The organism is Chryseobacterium sp. VD8, from assembly GCF_037149975.1.
In the GTDB taxonomy this organism is placed as follows: domain Bacteria; phylum Bacteroidota; class Bacteroidia; order Flavobacteriales; family Weeksellaceae; genus Chryseobacterium; species Chryseobacterium indicum.
The window spans coordinates 1-18,275 of record NZ_JBBCQL010000070.1 but is presented as its reverse complement, the minus strand read 5'-3'; the positions used below and the strand labels follow the sequence as shown (position 1 = coordinate 18,275).

Here is an 18,275-nt window from a genome sequence, read left to right as displayed (position 1 = left end):
GGAAGCAGAATTAGTGAAGCGACCAAAACCAGAATTCTTGACGTTGCAAAAAGCATCAATTATACCCCGAATAAAATTGCCAAAAGTCTGAAAATGAACAAAACGAAGCTTATCGGGTTGATTGTTGCAGATATTTCAAACGACTTTTACTCCAACATTGCAAGAAATATTGAAGATGAAGCCATGAAGCTGGGTTATACACTTCTGATCGGAAGCTGCGATGAAAATCCTGAAAAATTTAAAAAACTGACAGAGCTTTTCTCAGAACAGCAGGTCGACGGAATGATTATCGCCCCGGTTGTGGATTCGGATGAAGCCATCAATAAACTCATTCAGGAAGAATATCCGATTGTAACCATCGACCGCTATCTTAAAAATGTAAGTCTTCCGGGCGTAATGATCAACAATTCAGAAATTTCAGAACATATTTGCGATCATCTGGTAAAAAAAGATTTCGATGAAATTATTTATGTAGGTTACGATACAGAGCTACCGCATTTGCTGGACAGACAGGACGGTTTTGACCGAAGAATTGCAAAATCTGATATTTCGGCGAAAAGAATCTTAATCGGAATTCATAATATTACCGAAGAAGTGCATCAGAAAATGCAGGAAAATCTGGATCTTTCCAAAAAAACAGCCATCTATTTTTCAAGTAATAAACTGGGAATTGCAGGACTCAGATATTTAATCGATCATAATATCAGTGTTCCCGAACAGGTTTCATTGGTTGCGTTCGACGAAACCGAAGCCTATTATCTTTTCCCGAGGGAAGTTTCATTTGTACAGCAGCCATTGTATGATATGGCAAGAGAATCGGTAAAACTTTTGGATAATCAAATAAACAATTATACAACAAACGGAAAAAGAGTAACCTTCCATGCTAAATTTATGGAAAGAAGCTCTGTAAAATAATTAATATTTAAATAATTTTTAATATCCGTTTAAAGTATTAAAACTTAGTGTTCTTTTTTAAGTGGAACGCCTTTGTATAACTTAAAAACAGTTTAGTAGTCAAAAAAATATTTGCGAACTTTGCGTTTAAATTACCACCAAATTAATGATAAAAAATAAAAATCCCTATATAGTTTGTTTTGGAGAAGTTCTTTGGGATATTTTTCCTGAAGGTTCAAGAGCGGGAGGCGCACCTTTTAATGTAGCATATAATGTTCATAAAATGGGCATAGATGTAAAAATGCTGAGCAAAACAGGAAAGGATGAACTGGGAGAAAAATTAACCGATAAAATTAAAAGTTGGGGAATTACCACAGATTTTATTCAGGTAGATGAAGTTCATCCTACGAGTACGGTGATCGCTAAAATTGATGAGCATAATGAAGCCAGCTACGAAATCGTTGAAAATGTAGCATGGGATTTTATAGATTTTCTTCCTGAACACCAAGATTTGGTTGCCAATGCGGAAGCTTTTGTTTTCGGAAGTCTTTCTGCGAGAAATGAAAAGACCAGAGAAACCTTGCTTCAACTGCTTGAATTGGCAAAACTGAAAATCTTTGATGTAAATTTCAGACCGCCTTTCATCGATTTTGAATTCATTAAAATATTGTTGAATAAAGCCGATATTGTAAAGATGAACAAAGCGGAAATGAAGCAGATTCTTGAATTTATGGGTGAAGAATATACAAGCGAAGAAGAAAGTGTTGTATTTATTCAGAAAGAATTTAAGGTTAATGAAATTATTTTAACCAAAGGAAGCAAAGGTGCAGGGTATTTTGTAGGAGATCAAAATTATAGTTTTCCTGCCTTTCCCATCACCATTGCAGATACAGTGGGAAGCGGCGATTCTTTTCTTGCCGGTTTTATTTCCAAAAGAATTCAGAATCAGGAGCCTGAAGAAATTATTAAGGAAGGAATTGCTTTAGGAGCTTTCATCACTTCAAAATCAGGTGCGTGTCCGGATTACAGTTACTCCGAATTTCAAAAATTTAAAGAATCAAAATTCTAATAAAAATTAAAGACTTTTTCAGACCGGAAAAGTCTTTTTTGTCGGTAAAAGTTTCCAATTAATTCCAAAGACCGATTAAGTTTAGTAACTTTGCAAATCCTAATATAATTTTTATGCACAAAGCAGGATTTGTAAATATAGTCGGAAAGCCCAATGCCGGAAAATCTACCTTGTTGAATCAACTGATGGGAGAGAAACTGGCGATTGTAACCCAAAAGGCTCAGACAACACGACACAGAATTTTCGGAATTTATAACGAAGAAGACTTACAGATCGTATTTTCAGATACTCCCGGAGTTCTGGATCCGAAATATGGTTTACAGGAAAAAATGATGGATTTTGTAAAGGATTCTTTGCAGGATGCCGATGTTTTCCTTTTCATTGTAGATGTTACCGACAAAGCTGAACCTTCGGAATTTCTGATTGATAAGCTGAACAAAATTCCTGTACCTGTTTTGCTTTTGCTGAATAAAGTAGACCAGACCAACCAGGAAGGTCTGGAAAAACTGGTAGAAACATGGCATGAGAGAATCCCGAAAGCGGAAATCCTGCCTATTTCTGCATTGAATGCTTTTAATACAGACATTATTTTACCAAAGCTTAAATCTTTACTACCGGAAAATCCGCCTTATTACGATAAAGATCAGTATACAGATAAGCCCGAAAGATTCTTTGTAAATGAAGCAATCCGTGAGAAAATCCTCTTGAATTACGAAAAAGAAATTCCGTATTCTGTGGAAGTGGTTACGGAACAGTTCAAGGAAAAGGAAGGAATTATTTTCATCGATTCTATTATTTATGTGGAAAGAGATACCCAGAAAGGAATTATCATCGGACATAAAGGAGAAGCAATTAAAAAAGTAGGGACAGAATCCAGACTGGATCTTGAAAAATTCTTCAATAAAAAAATTCACCTGAATCTTTTTGTTAAAGTAAAAAAAGACTGGAGAAAAAACGACAGAGATTTGAAAAATTTCGGGTACAGATAGACTAAAAACCACCTAAAAGCCGTTCTATTAAAAGAATTTTCACTATCTTTAAATGTAAATTGCTTTTAATGAACTATTCGAACACAACAAATTCAGATTCTGTTTTAAAAGATGTTGCATTGCTTATCGTGCGGGTTTTCATTGGCTTTGCCATGCTCTCTCACGGTTTTCCGAAGCTTCAGATGCTTTTAGAAGGTAAATCAGATTTTTTTGATTTTTTAGGATTAGGATCGCAGATCACTTTAGGTCTAACGGTTTTCGCAGAATTTGCCTGTTCAATTCTCCTTATTTTAGGATTATTTTCAAGAATTTCATTAGGATTTCTGATGTTTACCATGATTATTGCGGGTTTCGTTGTTCATGGAGCAGATCCTTTTGAAAAGCGGGAAATGAGTCTCATTTATCTTTCCGTCTATCTCTTACTGATGGTTTTCGGAGTCGGAAAATTTTCAGTCGATTACATGATTGAGAAAAGGAAAAGAGCCAACGATTGGTAATTATTTTTATAATATAGATTAAAAAGAGCAGTTGTTTCAACCGCTCTTTTTGTTTCTAAGTATTGCAGGGAAGGTTGGACGGGATGCAGCTCCATTTCGGAAGTTCACTTGTTTCATCGATTTTCATGCAGGGTTTGTATTTTCGCCGATCATTTTACAAAGTTAATTTCATTCTAATTTTTTTTGATTGTCCGTTATTTAACATAACTGAAAATCTTTGAGTTATTTGCTGAGTGAAACGCCTTTGCGAATTTAAAAACAGTTGGTATATAAAATAATCTTAGCGATTCTCTGCGTTAAAAAGCGGTATGATTAATAAGGAATTTTTTTCAATTTTTTCATAATGATTCTGAATTTGATGAATACTAAAGATAATATTATTTTATTAAATCACGTAAAGGTGTTTTAGTATATCCTTGCATATTCTCTAATTTTCATTAATTTCGTGGAAATTGAAATTATTATGAAGATAAAACTGACCATATGCCTTCTTGCATTCCTTAATTTTTATGAAGCGCAGGAAAATATTACCTACCAAAAGCCATCACCGGAAATACTGAAACTGGCTGATTATGAAAGACCGCCAAGTGTTTTGATGAACAGTAAAAAAGACTGGATTGTTTTTACCTACCGTCCGACTTACAAAACACTGGAAGATTTAAGTCAGCAGGAAATGAAACTGGGAGGATTGAGAATAAATCCGGTAACCAATATTTCAAGTTCAGCAACGTATGCCAATAACCTGAAAGTGAGAAAAATGAACGATAAAACGGAAGTTCAGGTTAAAAATTTACCTTCCAATCCAAAAATCGCCAATACATCATTTTCTCCGGATGAAAAAAAGCTAGCTTTTACGAATACTACCAATAAAGGAGTAGAACTTTGGATTATAGACCTTGAAACCGCTACCGCAAAAAAAATAACTTCCGATAACTTAAATGCAAATTTGGGAAGTCCTTATATCTGGTACAAAGATTCTCAGAATTTATTAATTAAAACCCTTCCGCAAAACAGACCTGCTTTAATCGATTCAAGCAAAGATCTTCCGACTGGTCCCATTGTTTCTACGGCAGACGGAAAAGTTTCGCAGAACAGAACGTATCAGGATCTTCTAAAAAATCCGCAGGATGAAAAGAATTTTGAGGTTTTAACCGCTTCAGAAATTTATAATGTTGATCTGAACGGAACTTTAAAGAAAATAAAAGATCAGGATATGTATTCCGGATTAAGTTTCTCGCCGGACGGAAATTATCTGATGGCGACAACCATTAAAAAACCGTTTTCTTACATTGTTCCACTAAGCAGATTTCCGATGATGACCACGGTGTATGACATGAACGGAAATGTGGTGAAAGTTGTAAACGAAACACCTCTGAACGAAATCATGCCAAAAGGATTCTCTTCCGTAAGAACCGGAAAAAGAGATATGGGGTGGAGAAGCGATATGCCGGCAACTTTGGTATATGCAGAAGCTCTGGACGGAGGAGATCAGTATAAAAACGCAGAATTCAGAGATGAAATTTTTACATGGGAAGCTCCTTTCAGCAATGCTCCGAAATCTTTCTTTAAAACAAAGCAAAGATACTCTGATGTAAGCTGGACGAATGATCATTACGCCATTGTTTCCGAAGGGTGGTATGATACAAGAAATACAAAATCTTTCTTGGTTGATTTAAATAATGGAGAATCTAAAGTCATTGACGACAGAAATTATCAGGATGTGTACAGCGATCCCGGAAATTTCAACACCACAAAAAATCAGTACGGAAGATACGTTGTAGACATGAAAGGAGGAAAGTCTTACCTCATCGGAGCCGGATTTACAAAAGACGGACAGCATCCTTTCATCGATGAGATGGATGTGAAAACCATGAAAAAGAAAAGACTGTATACTTCCAATCTTAAAAATTCCAAGGAAGAAATTATTGATATTTTAAATCCTGCCAAAGGAGAAGTTCTTACGATTCAGCAGTCTTCTAGTCAGTACCCGAACTATTTTAAAAAGAGCATTAAATCCAGTAAGACAGAAGCGGTAACCAATTTTGCGAATCCTTTTGAAAGTATTAAAGATGTCTACAAAGAAGTAATTACGTATAAAAGAAACGACGGCGTTACACTTACCGGAACACTTTATCTTCCTGCTAATTACGACAGAAAGGCAAAAACGGAAAAATTACCGTTGCTGATCTGGGCTTATCCTACTGAATATAAAGATAAAAACACGGCAGGACAGAATACACAGAATCCAAACGATTTCACTTTCCCTTACTATGGTTCTTTCGTTTATTGGACAACGAAAGGATATGCGGTTTTGGATGATGCTGCATTCCCGATCATCGGAGAAGGAAAAACAGAACCGAATGATACATTTATTCCTCAATTGGTTGCTAATGCAGAAGCGGCAATCAACGCGGTAGATCAGTTAGGTTATATTGATAAGAAAAAAGTGGCTGTGGGAGGACATTCTTACGGAGCGTTTATGACAGCTAATCTTTTAACCCATTCCAAGCTTTTCGCGTGCGGAATTGCGAGAAGTGGAGCGTATAACAGAACTTTGACGCCTTTTGGTTTTCAGAGCGAACAGAGAAATTACTGGGATGTTCCGGAAATCTATAACACGATGTCACCTTTTATGAATGCGGATAAGATGAAAACACCGCTTTTACTGGTTCATGGAGATGCAGACAACAATCCCGGAACTTTCACTTTACAGACAGAAAGATATTTTCAGGCGCTTAAAAATCTTGGCGCACCAGTAAAAATGGTTCTTCTGCCAAAAGAAGCTCACGGATATGCAGCGAAAGAAAATATTCTTCATTTGCTTTGGGAACAGGATCAGTTTCTGGAGAAATGTTTGAAAAAATAATAAATTAATTGATTATCCGCTATTAAACATACTGTTTTTTTAACGCAAAGAACTCGCAAAGATTCTTTATATACTAACTGTTTTTAAGTTCGCAAGGGCGTTTCACTCAGCAAAGAACTCAAAGATTTTTCCAATTATGACAAATAATGGACAATCATATAAATTAATTAAAAACTCGTTCAATTTTGGGCGGGTTTTTACTTTCTTTGTTAAAAAATTCAAATGCCAATCGTAAGACGTTCAGAACAAAGCAGACAGTCGCTTCAGGATTTTTATAAAGAATTTCTTCCCAAACCGGGAGATACATTTGGAAATGCAGGAATTCCGATGCTTAAAATTTTGGATTTTATGAATGATACTTTTAAAGATACGTTCATTTATGGTTTGACTTCACATACACATTTGCTTTTATTCAATAACGATGAAGAGGATAGACATTATGTTGAAATTATAGGATTTAAATCAGAGTCTCACGAAGTATTTGCGGTGCAGTATTTCATTCCGGAACACCAAAGTCCGTGGAAAAATGCTGTCGTGAAGGGTGAAACGACACAATTTGAAGAGTTTAAAAAGATGATTATCATTTCTATGATGGAATCTGGTGGTTGGAAAAATAATTTAGAACTGATGAATTTTCAGAAAATCATATAGAATTGTTTTAAAAAGCTGTTTTCATTTTGTATTAGATTTATTTCTCGCTGATTTTGCTGATAATGCAGATTTAATTTCAAAGTCTATTAAACAGATATTCAGTTAAAATCAATCGGAGAAGAATATGTTAAGAAAAATAATGCTAAAAAGTTACAGACAATTAGATTCAGGCAGACTTTACCGGAACATCAAAAAATAATTTGATTGCTTACATTATTCATATTCTGTTTACTTTAGTTTTTGTAATTTTCAGCCCGCAAAATTCAGTAAAAAATAAAAAAAAACAGGAACATTGATTCCGAAAAAATATGTTAAGAACCAATCAGACATTTTTAGACTACCTTCAAGGATTGTACAGCAGTGAAGAACATAAAGGGAATATTGTTTTAGAATCTTTTGAAAAAGGCGATAAAATATTAATTCAAAATCAGATCTCTACAAAGATCATGCTCGTTAAAAGCGGCATTACCAAATGCTATTTCGTGGAAGAAAACGGAAAAGAATATATTGTGGAATTTATGGGAAAAGGAGAGATCATCGGTGAAATCGAAGTCATTAAAAATGTTCCCTGCATCTGCAGCATTGAAGCGATTACGGAAGTTACCGTTTATTCGATGTCGATTCCCTATTTCCAGGCATTGATCAAAAAAGACCTTACCCTCAATAATTTATTGTTGGATGTTTTTGCAGAGCGTATTTTCAATACTTCAAGCCGCGCCTCTTATCAGCAGCTTCACAAGACAGAACATACACTTTCACAACTTTTGGAAGTGAAATCCAGAGAAATGGAAATTTCAAAAGAAGATATGGCAACTTATCTCGGAACTACCGTAGAAAGCCTGAACCGAGCTTTGGAAGAGCTTCAGGAGAATAATTCTGAAGAATAAATTCAACAGATTTAAACGCTTCTTTTATCTTTGCAGAAATATGCTGAAATCAATGGAAGAACTGAAATTCAGGAATGCTGAACTGAAAGATTTACCCAAAATTGTAGAAATTTACAACTCAACCATTCCTTCGAGAATGGTAACTGCCGATACAGAAAATATCTCTGTAGAAAGCAGAATCGAATGGTTTCATGACCACCATCCTGAAAAAAGACCACTTTGGGTCATTGAAAATGAACAGAACGAAATCTTAGGTTGGGTTAGCTTTTCATCATTCTACGGAAGACCGGCATACAACGGAACGGTGGAACTCAGCATTTACATGTACGAAAGCTCGCGCGGAAAAGGCTACGGAAAAAAAGTACTGCAATACTGCATTGATAACGCACCAAAATTTGAAGTAAAAACATTATTGGGATTCATCTTTTTACATAATGAACCCAGCCTGAAACTGTTCCGACACTTTGGTTTTGAAGACTGGGGCGTTTTTCCGGATGTAGCAGTTTTGGATGGCGTTGAAAGAACTTTGGTGATTTTGGGAAAAAGAGTAGGGTAGCTTGTCATTGCGAGGAGCGAAGCGACGAAGCAATCTCAAGAAATATGCAGGCTTTTATTTGCTTGCGCGAGTGTTTCGCTCGTGGAAGAAATACATTAAATGAAGGCATAAACACAAGCGAGGCGCTCTCGCTAACATGGAAAAAAAAAATCGTATTTTAGTAAAAACTAATAATATGAGATCTCATTCAACAAAAATCATTTCAAATGGATTATTTATCCTGTTGTCTTTATCAATTATATTATTTTCTTATTTTAAATGTATAGAAAAGGAATTATTATTACCGATTTTAGGATCTTTTGTAACATTTTATATTGGTGTTTTGAAGCAAATAAGTGATGAAGATAATTTATTTAAAAATTTATTTGAAGCCTTTAATAATAGATATGATAATAAATTAAATGATTTATTTAACGAGTTAAAAATAAATACGACAAAGATACTTACAGAAGATGAAATCAAACTCATTATCGATTATTTTAATCTTTCTTCAGAAGAGTATTTGTGGTATGCAAAAGGTAGAATTCCTAAAGATGTTTGGATTGCATGGAAAAGTGGAATTCTTGAAAATTTACAAATTCCCCAAGTGAAAGAGATATACGAAAATGAAACAAAAACAAAAAGAAGAGAATTATCATATTATGGTCTTGTCAAAGAATTAAAAAAACAAATTTAAATAAAAAAGCGATCCCAAAAGACCGATTTCCTATTACAAATTCTGCTTAATTCTCTTTGCAGACATATTCAAAAACCGTTTGACCAGCATGACCGCGGAAACCGTTAATCCCAGTCCTAAAGCGATCCACATTCCGAAAGCACCCATTTTCATGGTTACACAAAGGAAATATCCTAAAGGAATTGTGATAACCCAATACGCAATAAATGTATAGATAGAAGGAATTTTAACATCCTGCAATCCTCTCAGCATTCCCAAAGCTGTCACCTGAATTCCATCCGAAAGCTGGAATAATGCGGCAATTATCATTAATTTAGATGCTAAAGCAATTACTTCAACTTCCTCTTTTTTTGTAAAAAATGTCGGAAGAATATTTCGTCCGAGAACGAAAACAATTCCGCAGATGCACATAAAGATAAAGGCAATTTTCAGATTGTTGATTCCTACCTTTCTTAATTCAATAAAATTCTGTTCGCCCAGTTTTCTCCCGATCATCACCGTTGAAGCCACACTGAAACCGATGCATAAATTAAAAGTAAAAGAAGCCATGCTTAACGCAATCTGATGAGAAGCAATGTCGTGCGCCGAAATTAACCCACAGATAAAAGCTGCTCCCGCAAAAGCCGTCACTTCAAAAAACATCTGTAAAGCCGTCGGAAAACCGAGTCTTATCATTTTTTCAAACATTTTCTTTGAAAAAACTTCAATTTTTAACGAAAAATCTTTGATATACTGTTTTGTCTTTTTCTCATTGGAAAGCACAAAATACAGAAAAACCACCATGAAAATTCTCGCAATTAAACTTGCCAAGGCAGAACCTTTTACCCCCATTTCAGGAAAAATCCAAAGTCCTTTAATAAAAACATAATTTAAAACGATATTAATAACATTGGCAATAATGGTCGCTTTAGTAACTCCGATGGTGTAAGAAAGCCCTTCCGAAACTTCTCTTAACGTCTGAAAAGCCATAAAAGGAACAATGCTGATTGCCATAATCGTTAAAAAATCAACCGTATCCGGAATGATCTTCTCCGGCTGTCCGGATTTGTAAAGCAGCGGCATTCCCAGAAGTAAAATCCCCATCAGCAAAATTCCCACCGTCATATTAATCACAAAACCATGACTGAAGACAGAATTAATCGTCTTATGGTCATGTTTCGAATGCGCTTCCGAAACCAAAGGCGGAATGGCAAAAGAAAATCCCAAAGCCAATACAAACATTGAGAAAAACACAGCATTTCCCAATGAAACTGAAGCCAGAGCATCGGCTCCCAAAAGATTTCCTACAATAATATTATCGAAAAGATTCACTGAAACCTGCCCGACCTGCGTTAACATCACAGGAAGAGCCAGCGTGAGGCATTCTTTCGTATAGTTTTTATTTAAAAAGTTCATAATTGTTTACAATTCATATAGTTTTTATTCAAAAAAAATTGCAGTAACAAATGATACTGCAATTTTCATAATTTATTTTAAAGTAACCATTATATTACTTCCTTACAAAACTTGCAACGTCTTCGGCAGAAACCGTATTTCCTCCTAAAATAATCAATCTTTCTACAACATTTCTCAATTCTCTGATATTTCCGGTCCATGAAAGCGCTTTTAAAGCTTCAATCGCCTTATCATCGAATTTCTTTACAGCAGTACCATGTTCATCGGCAATCATTCCGGAGAAATGCTCAACCAGTAACCTGATGTCCTCTTTTCTTTCATCCAATGGCGGAACGTAGATTTCAATCACAGAAAGTCTGTGGTAAAGATCTTCTCTGAATCTTCCCGCTTCAATTTCCTTCTGCATATTTTTATTGGTTGCAGCAAGAACTCTTACATCCACCTTAATTTCCTTATCGCTTCCTACAGGCGAAACTTTACTTTCCTGTAATGCTCTCAACACTTTTGCCTGAGCAATTAAGCTCATATCTCCGATCTCGTCGAGGAAAATTGTTCCACCGTTTGCCTGCTCAAATTTCCCCTGCTTATCCTTAATAGCTCCTGTAAAAGATCCTTTTACGTGACCAAATAATTCAGATTCAATCAGTTCAGAAGGAATCGCCGCACAGTTAACTTCTACCATAGGACCTCTTGCTCTGTCGCTTTGGTTATGAATCGCATGTGCAACAAGCTCTTTTCCTGCTCCGTTTGGTCCTGTAATTAAAACCCTTGCATCAGAAACAGCAACTTTTTCGATCATATCCTGAATTTTCTTCAAGCCTGCCGATTCGCCGATCATCTGGTATTTTTTATTTACCTTTTTCTTTAGCGTTTTATTTTCTGTCTGAAGATTTTTATTTTCTTTCTTCAGTGTTTCTTTGGCTAAAGCATTTTTAACGCTCGTAATCAGTCTGTTGATGTCGATTGGCTTGGAAATGAAATCGTAAGCACCGTCTCTAAGGCATGAAACCGCAGAATCGATATCTGCGTGTCCGGAAATCATAATAAAAGTGGATTCCGGTTTCAGCGCTAAACTTTGCTTTAAAAGTTCAGTACCTGAAAGTTTAGGCATTTTGATATCGGAAATCACCAATGCGAAATCTTCTTTTTCTACCTGTTTATAGCCTTCAAGCCCGTCTTCGGCGATTACAAATTCATAGTCGGTTAGTTCGTCAGAAAGAATACTGTGGAGTACTCCTGAGATTGCTTTTTCGTCTTCTACAATAAGGATTTTTTGCATAGTTGCAAATTTAGATTTTTTTGATTGAATTATTAGCAAAAACTATACCTAATCGTCTAATTAGAATAATCTCTTCTCCCGAAAATCGCAGATCCCACTCTTACGGAATTGGCACCACATTCAATGGCAATCGGAAAATCGTCACTCATTCCCATTGATAATGTTTCGAGCTTTTTTAATTGATTTAATTCATCAAAAAGACTTTTCAGGTTTAAAAATTCCTTCTTTACCTGATCTTTATCGTCCGTGAAAGTTGCCATTCCCATCAATCCGGTAATTTCAATATTCTGAAATTCTCCGTTGAGATATTGTTCAAACAAATCTTTGGCTTCATTGATATCCAGTCCGAATTTACTTTCTTCCTCCGCAATTTTCACCTGAAGCAATACTTTAATAATCCGGTTGTGCTTTGCTGCTTCTTTATTGATCTCACGGATCAGCTTTTCAGAATCTACGCTTTGGATCGTATCTACAAATTCAGCAATATATTTTACTTTATTCGTCTGAAGATGCCCGATCAGATGCCACTGAATATCTTTGGGAAGAAGAGGGTACTTTTCTGCGACTTCCTGCACTTTATTTTCACCAAAAACTCTCTGTCCAAGATCATAAACTTTCTGAATCGCAGAAACAGGATGTGTTTTTGAAACAGCAACCAACTGTACACCGGAAGGAAGCTGGCTTTTAATATGATTGTAATTTTCCTGAATACTCATAATGGCAAATTTCCGAATTTTCAAGAGGAAAAGCTAATGAATATTGAAATTTTTAGTTATGAGATATTTGTTTTTGAGTTAAAAAAATGTGTTTGTCATTCTGATCGAAACGAAGTGGAGTGAAGAATCTCCAATACTATAACTTAGATTCTTCCTTCGTCAGAATGACAAACACAATGGTTAAAAATGTATATTAAATTTAATTCAAAACCTCATTAATTTTAGGATATTCCGATATTTTTCTGAAAACAAAACGGTTGCTTTTCTGGAGTTTTTCAATAAAAAGATCGAGTTCATTTATGGAATCTGCATCGGTTAAATACTGGTCATGCGTAAGAAAAACCAGATGTCTTGAAGTTTTTTCAAGATCATTAAAGAAAATACTGTCTACTTTTTTCAGCATTTCTTCATGTTTTCCTTTTAATGCCATTTTACTGGTCGGTTTCCACTCAAGATCCCAACCGATTACTTTGTAACCTGCCTGTTTTAGTTTATCTGCGGCTTCCGTTGAACTTTTCAGGTCGGTCACGGTAATGTTATTCAGTCTCCAGATATTTCTTCCGGGAGTTCTCGCGATTTTATCATACAGTTTCAGACTGTCTTTTGCCGCATTAAAATCTTCAACAACACCCGCCGGATTTTTGTAAAAATCGGTGTACTTGTTGTGCGCGTGCGTGAAACTGTGATTCGCAAGTTCTATTAAATGATCTTTTCTTAACAGTTCCAGATCTTCCTGCTGCTTTTTGCTTCCGTAAGCGTGTTTGCCTACAAGAAATGCGGTGGCGCAGATGTTTCTTTTGTGTAAAATTTTCAGGAGATTTTCGGTTCCCCGATTGGGACCGTCATCAAAGGTCAGATAAATGACTCTTTTATCTGAAGGAACATTTTCATCATCAAGTTTGGGGACAATTTTTGCGACGGGATGGTCTTTCGGAATCAGTTTTTCAGATTCTTTCTTGTCTTTTTTTTGATTACAGCTGTTGAATAAGATTGAAGTTGCACTCACCAATGCAAACATCCCGAGAAAAGTCTTGTTTTTAGACTTTTCCGCAAAAGTTTTTGTCATAAAATTTAATGGAATTTTGTTGTTAAAAATTGTTAATTTTTCCAAATTATTCTTAACAAAAATTACGCCAAATTTCACTTATTTTTGACTTTTTACTCCAGAATTTTCTTTAAATACAGTGAATTTTTAATGGCAGCATTTCCCCACGTATTATTGAAAAAGATAAATGATTTATGTTGTAAATTTTTAATCTTTTTGGCTAGATTTTCAAGGAATTCATTGCTGTATTCAGATTTGTAAAGCACAGGTTTTCCGTGAAGCCGATAATATAAAACTTCAGAATCTTTGATAATGACATCTTCCGGTAGATTTCCAGGAAAACTGACACCGGAAAAAATGACCTTATTTTCTTCCAAAATTTTAAATACCGCTTCATTCCACCACGATTCGTGACGGAATTCAATGACATTCAGATAACTAAAATCAAGATTGTTAAGGATTAAATCAATATTTTCCTGAGTATTTTTAAAAGATGGAGGAAACTGATACAGAAATCCGGACAGTTTTTCCTTCAGATGAGATTTAATATGATGACAGAATTCCGCAATTTCTTCTTTACAGTCTTTCATTCGCTTTTCATGGGAAATGGTTTTCGGAATTTTAATGAAAAATTTAAAATCACCGGGCGTTTCGTCATACCATTTCAACAACGTTTTTGCGGTAGGTTTTCTGTAAAAAGTAGAATTAATTTCCACACAGTTAAACTCCTTTGAATAAATGATTAGAAAGTCTTTACTTTTCGAATCTTTCGGATATAATGAACCCTTCCAGTCGTTATTGTAAAATCCGGAACAGCCGATGTATAAATTTTCTTTTTTCATATTGTTGCTTTTTACTTTCGCAGATTTAGGAGATAACTGTACTGTTATTATTTACGTTTATTAATAAGCCTGTTTTAAACAAATTCAGAATTAACCGCAAAAGTTGCAAAAGACATTAATACAGCGATTATCAGAATTTTTAAAGTTCTCAAAAGAATAAAAATCAAAGATTTTTAAACGTTATTGTGATTTTTTTTATTGATAATCAGTTATTTTAGTCTCCAAATCTGCGAGAAAAATTTATTCAATATCCAGATCCACCGAATTCAGTCGCAGAGAGTTCAGAATAACTGAAAGAGAACTAAAACTCATCGCCGCGGCTGCAATCATCGGAGATAACAGGATTTCAAAAAAGGGATACAATAATCCTGCCGCAACGGGAACTCCCAAAACATTGTATATAAAAGCGAAAAACAGATTCTCTTTAATATTTTTCAGTAATTTTTCACTTAACAGTTTTGCTTTTGCAACGCCTAAAATATCACCTTTAAGCAAAGTAATTTCTGCACTTTCGATAGCAACATCGGTTCCTGTTCCCATCGCAATTCCGATGTTTGCCTGAGCTAAAGCAGGAGAGTCGTTGATTCCGTCGCCGGTCATCGCTACAATTTTCCCTTGTTTCTGAAGTTTTTTTACTTCATTTAATTTATCTTCAGGAAGACAGTTTGCTTTAAAATGTCGGATACCCAATTCGTTTGCAACGGCTTTTGCGGTATTTTCATTGTCTCCGGTCATCATAATAATGTCAATTCCTTCATTTAATAACTGCTGAACTGCTTTTTTAGAACTTTCTTTAATTTTATCGGTAAAACTGATGAATCCTAAAACTTCGTTTTCCTGAGCAACATAAGAAATGGTGTGCGCTTTTGACTGAATTTCTTCCGCCTTTTGTTTTATATTTTGAGGAAGAGAAATCTGATGCGAGGTTAAAAGACTTTCGTTTCCAAGAAAAACCATTTTTCCGTTGATGTTTCCTTTGATTCCTTTTCCTGAAATATTTTCGAAATCTTCTACTTTTTCAGGAATTATATTTTCAGCTTTTGCTTTTTTAATCACGGCATTTGAAAGCGGATGTTCCGAATTCTGATTTAATGAATAGGCTATTTTCAGCATTGAATTTTGATCATTGTTGATTGTTTCAATATGTTCTACAGATGGTTTTCCTTCGGTTAAAGTTCCTGTTTTATCCGTAATCAGCACATTTACCTTATTCATCTGTTCGAGAGCTTCAGCGTTTTTAATTAAGATACCATTTTTTGCACCTTTTCCAATTCCAACCATCAGAGACATAGGTGTTGCCAGGCCTAATGCGCACGGACAGGCTACAATTAAAACAGCAACCGCATTCACAAAAGCAAACAGAGTTTTCTGACCTTCCGGACCGAAAAACTGCCATAAAACAAACGTTAAAACCGCAATGAAAATTACCGTCGGAACAAATATTTTAGAAACTTTATCTGTGAGTTTCTGAATCGGGGCTTTGCTTCGGCTTGCTTCGTTAACCATCTTGATAATTTGGGAAAGCAGGGTTTCGTCGCCAACTTTTTCCGCTTTCATGATCAAAACATGATTTCCGTTGATGGTTCCGGAAGAAACTTTATCATGAACATTTTTCTCAACAGGAATCGGCTCTCCGGTAATCATGCTTTCGTCAACTACAGAATTTCCTTCCATTATTTTTCCGTCTACCGGAATTTTCTCACCGGGTTTTACTTTTAATAAATCGCCGATTTTCACCTGTGAAAGCAGTACTTTTTTCTCTTCTCCATTAACGATAAGATTGGCTTCATCTGGTGACAAATTCATCAGTTCACGGATGGCATTTCCTGTTTTTTTGTGCGCCGCAGCTTCCATCAACTGTCCTAAAATAACCAGCGTTAAAATAACACAGACCGCTTCGAAATATAATGGAGTTTCGTGATGGCTGCCACGAATTTCATGCGGAATTATATCCGGGAAAATCAAAGCGACAATGCTGAAAATAAATGCGGCTGCAACGCCGAGAAAAATCAGGCTGAACATATTTAAGTTTCCTGTTTTGAAAGAAACAAATCCTCTTTTCATTAAAAACCAACCTGAATAAAAAATGACAGGAAGCGTTAAAATCAATTCAATAATTCCCTGAGTTTGATGGGAAAAAGGAAAATTAAACAGCATTCCGCCCATCGAAAGAATGAAAACAGGAATGGTAAAAGCCAGTGAAATGATGAATTTCTTTTTTAATATATTGTAGGTTTCATCTTCTTCCTCATTTTTGTCGGGCATTCTTACGAGATCCATTCCGCAGATCGGGCAGTCTCCCGGCTCATCACGAATGATTTCAGGATGCATCGGACAGGTGTATTTTGCCGCTTTTTTCTCAGGATATTTTACGAGATCCATTCCGCAAACGGGACACCCGACATTGCTGTCGTAGACTTTATCGCCTTCGCAATACATCGGACAATAGTATTTTCCTGCCATTGCATCGGTTACTTTCGGTGCTTCGTGATGATGATGGGTGTGATCGTGAGAATGTTGATGCGAATTTGAAGTGGAATTTTTAACTAAATTTTCTGTAATTTCTTCCAGATGCATATTACAGACAGGGCAGTCTCCCTTTTCAGGATAAATTTTATCGCTTTCGCAGAACATCGGACAGTAGTATTTTCCGATATTGTCTTTGAAATTTTCAGGTAGATTTGTTTGGGAATAAGCAGGTTTAAAATTCGGATCTTTTGCGTGCTTTTCCTCAATAGGAACCAGATACATATTGCAGACAGGACATCTTTTTCCCTGCTGAAAATAAACTTTATCGCCTTCACATTCCATTGGGCAATAGTAAACCGAAGACGGAGAAACTCTGTCCTGTGGTTTAATGAAGGTTTTTTCAGGATTATCCGGATCTTCCAGTTTGTAGTTGCCGATTTCTTCGAGTGCTTTATTTAAAATATTGATTTCTAAATCTTTATCGGAAGTAATAGTTGCTGTATTATTTTCGAGATCAATATCAGCTTTTATATTTTCTAAACTGTTCAGCTTGTCAGAAATTTTTTTCTGGCATCCGGAACAGGTCATTCCATGAATTGTATATTGTTTTTGCATGATCCTTCTGATTTATGATACAAATTTCCAAAAAGCAATCGGAAGCCTGTTATAAATTTAAGGATAATGTTTACAGAATTCTGTTGCTTGGGTTAGAGTGTATTAGAGTTTTAGTGTAGAAGTGAGAATCCACACGATTTTAAGCCCCAAAAAACTCTCTAATTCTTACACCCTCCAACTTAAATCTGGTCCAGCGGTTTTCTGTTATGGACTTTTAATTTTTTGAACTCAGTAGGAGTGAAGCCTGTACTGTTTCTGAATTGAGATGATAAATGCTGAACACTTTTATATCCCAGTTTTCCTGAAATTTCGGTCAGTGTAAATTCGTTATAGAGGAGAAGTTCCTTTACTTTTTCGATTTTCTGAAGGATGAAAAACTGTTCTAGCGTGATGTTTTCGTTGTGAGAAAAAGTTTTGGAAAGGACGCTGTAATCTTTATGCAGTTTGGAGATCAAAAATTCAGACAAAAGGAAATTTTCATCAATATCCAGTTCGCTGATTTTTACGATAATTAAATTTTTAATTTTCTCAATTAACTGATGGGCAGAGTCTTTAATTCTTTCAAAACCTGTTTTTAGGAGAAGATTTTCCAGTTTTTCCATATCATCGCCGGAAATATCCTTTTGTGTTTCCGCTTCTCCGAGTGCAATGGATTTCAAAGGGATATTCATCTCCGTGAAAATTCCTTCTACAGCAGAAATACATCTTCCGCAGACCATATTTTTTATGAAAATCTTCATAAGGAGTTCTGGTTGTTCAATCTGTCTTTCACAAATTCCACTTTTGTTTTTCCGTGCGGGGCAGGATTTCCGTTTTCGTCGAGATTTAC

The 18,275-nt window shown here is 35.5% G+C and carries 16 protein-coding genes and 1 pseudogene; 9 read left to right on the top strand and 8 right to left on the bottom strand.

The genetic code is table 11. The annotated features are described in order from the left end of the window. From WFK35_RS10025 to WFK35_RS09985, 9 genes are all read left to right on the top strand, one after another. Nucleotides 1-915 (top strand): substrate-binding domain-containing protein (locus tag WFK35_RS10025; RefSeq protein WP_336732548.1); only part of this gene is annotated, 915 nt, incomplete at its 5' end. Between the two features lie 145 nt (nt 916-1,060). Beyond that, nucleotides 1,061-1,963 carry a carbohydrate kinase family protein gene (locus WFK35_RS10020; RefSeq protein WP_336732547.1) on the top strand — a complete coding sequence of 301 codons (903 nt, stop codon included), beginning with the start codon at nt 1,061-1,063 and terminating at the stop codon, nt 1,961-1,963. 113 nt (nt 1,964-2,076) lie between these two features. After that, entirely contained in the window at nt 2,077-2,952 is an 876-nt protein-coding gene (era, locus tag WFK35_RS10015; RefSeq protein WP_076390359.1) for a GTPase Era, read from the top strand. 68 nt (nt 2,953-3,020) lie between these two features. Beyond that, on the top strand, nt 3,021-3,449 hold the full coding sequence (locus WFK35_RS10010; RefSeq protein WP_271161210.1) for a DoxX family protein: 429 nt from the start codon (nt 3,021-3,023) through the stop codon (nt 3,447-3,449). A gap of 463 nt (nt 3,450-3,912) precedes the next feature. Beyond that, the gene (locus WFK35_RS10005; protein WP_336732546.1) at nt 3,913-6,315 is read left to right on the top strand and encodes an alpha/beta hydrolase family protein; all 2,403 of its coding nucleotides are present in this window, start codon (nt 3,913-3,915) and stop codon (nt 6,313-6,315) included. A gap of 222 nt (nt 6,316-6,537) precedes the next feature. Then, nucleotides 6,538-6,966, top strand: a complete 429-nt coding sequence (locus WFK35_RS10000; RefSeq protein ID WP_336732545.1) for a hypothetical protein — start codon at nt 6,538-6,540, stop codon at nt 6,964-6,966. Nucleotides 6,967-7,274: 308 nt separating this feature from the next. Further along, nucleotides 7,275-7,853: a Crp/Fnr family transcriptional regulator gene (locus tag WFK35_RS09995; RefSeq protein ID WP_336732544.1), complete on the top strand. Its 579-nt coding sequence runs from the start codon at nt 7,275-7,277 to the stop codon at nt 7,851-7,853. A 40-nt stretch (nt 7,854-7,893) separates the two neighbouring features. Further along, on the top strand, nt 7,894-8,409 hold the full coding sequence (locus WFK35_RS09990; protein ID WP_336732543.1) for a GNAT family N-acetyltransferase: 516 nt from the start codon (nt 7,894-7,896) through the stop codon (nt 8,407-8,409). A 136-nt stretch (nt 8,410-8,545) separates the two neighbouring features. Next, complete coding sequence (locus WFK35_RS09985; protein ID WP_336732542.1) at nt 8,546-9,085, top strand: hypothetical protein; 540 nt, start codon at nt 8,546-8,548, stop codon at nt 9,083-9,085. A gap of 33 nt (nt 9,086-9,118) precedes the next feature. On the opposite strand, the gene WFK35_RS09980 is transcribed toward WFK35_RS09985, so the two are convergent. From WFK35_RS09980 to WFK35_RS09945, 8 genes and pseudogenes are all read right to left on the bottom strand, one after another. Then, complete coding sequence (locus tag WFK35_RS09980; protein ID WP_336732541.1) at nt 9,119-10,480, bottom strand: MATE family efflux transporter; 1,362 nt, start codon at nt 10,478-10,480, stop codon at nt 9,119-9,121. Between the two features lie 94 nt (nt 10,481-10,574). Further along, nucleotides 10,575-11,759, bottom strand: a complete 1,185-nt coding sequence (locus WFK35_RS09975) for a sigma-54-dependent transcriptional regulator (protein WP_302712858.1) — start codon at nt 11,757-11,759, stop codon at nt 10,575-10,577. 56 nt (nt 11,760-11,815) lie between these two features. Beyond that, nucleotides 11,816-12,475 carry a YggS family pyridoxal phosphate-dependent enzyme gene (locus tag WFK35_RS09970; protein WP_336732540.1) on the bottom strand — a complete coding sequence of 220 codons (660 nt, stop codon included), beginning with the start codon at nt 12,473-12,475 and terminating at the stop codon, nt 11,816-11,818. 199 nt (nt 12,476-12,674) lie between these two features. Beyond that, nucleotides 12,675-13,541: a polysaccharide deacetylase family protein gene (locus WFK35_RS09965; RefSeq protein ID WP_336732539.1), complete on the bottom strand. Its 867-nt coding sequence runs from the start codon at nt 13,539-13,541 to the stop codon at nt 12,675-12,677. Nucleotides 13,542-13,633: 92 nt separating this feature from the next. Beyond that, on the bottom strand, nt 13,634-14,362 hold the full coding sequence (locus WFK35_RS09960; RefSeq protein ID WP_336732538.1) for a DUF72 domain-containing protein: 729 nt from the start codon (nt 14,360-14,362) through the stop codon (nt 13,634-13,636). Between the two features lie 240 nt (nt 14,363-14,602). Beyond that, nucleotides 14,603-17,446, bottom strand: coding sequence for a heavy metal translocating P-type ATPase (locus WFK35_RS09955; RefSeq protein WP_336732537.1), 2,844 nt, complete (start codon nt 17,444-17,446; stop codon nt 14,603-14,605). Between the two features lie 179 nt (nt 17,447-17,625). Continuing rightward, a complete protein-coding gene (locus WFK35_RS09950) occupies nt 17,626-18,186 on the bottom strand; it encodes a helix-turn-helix domain-containing protein (RefSeq protein WP_336732536.1) in 561 nt (186 codons plus the stop codon). Continuing rightward, nucleotides 18,183-18,275 (bottom strand): annotated as a pseudogene (locus WFK35_RS09945) (acyl-CoA thioesterase); the annotation flags it as partial. The pseudogene WFK35_RS09945 and the gene WFK35_RS09950, both read right to left, overlap by 4 nt.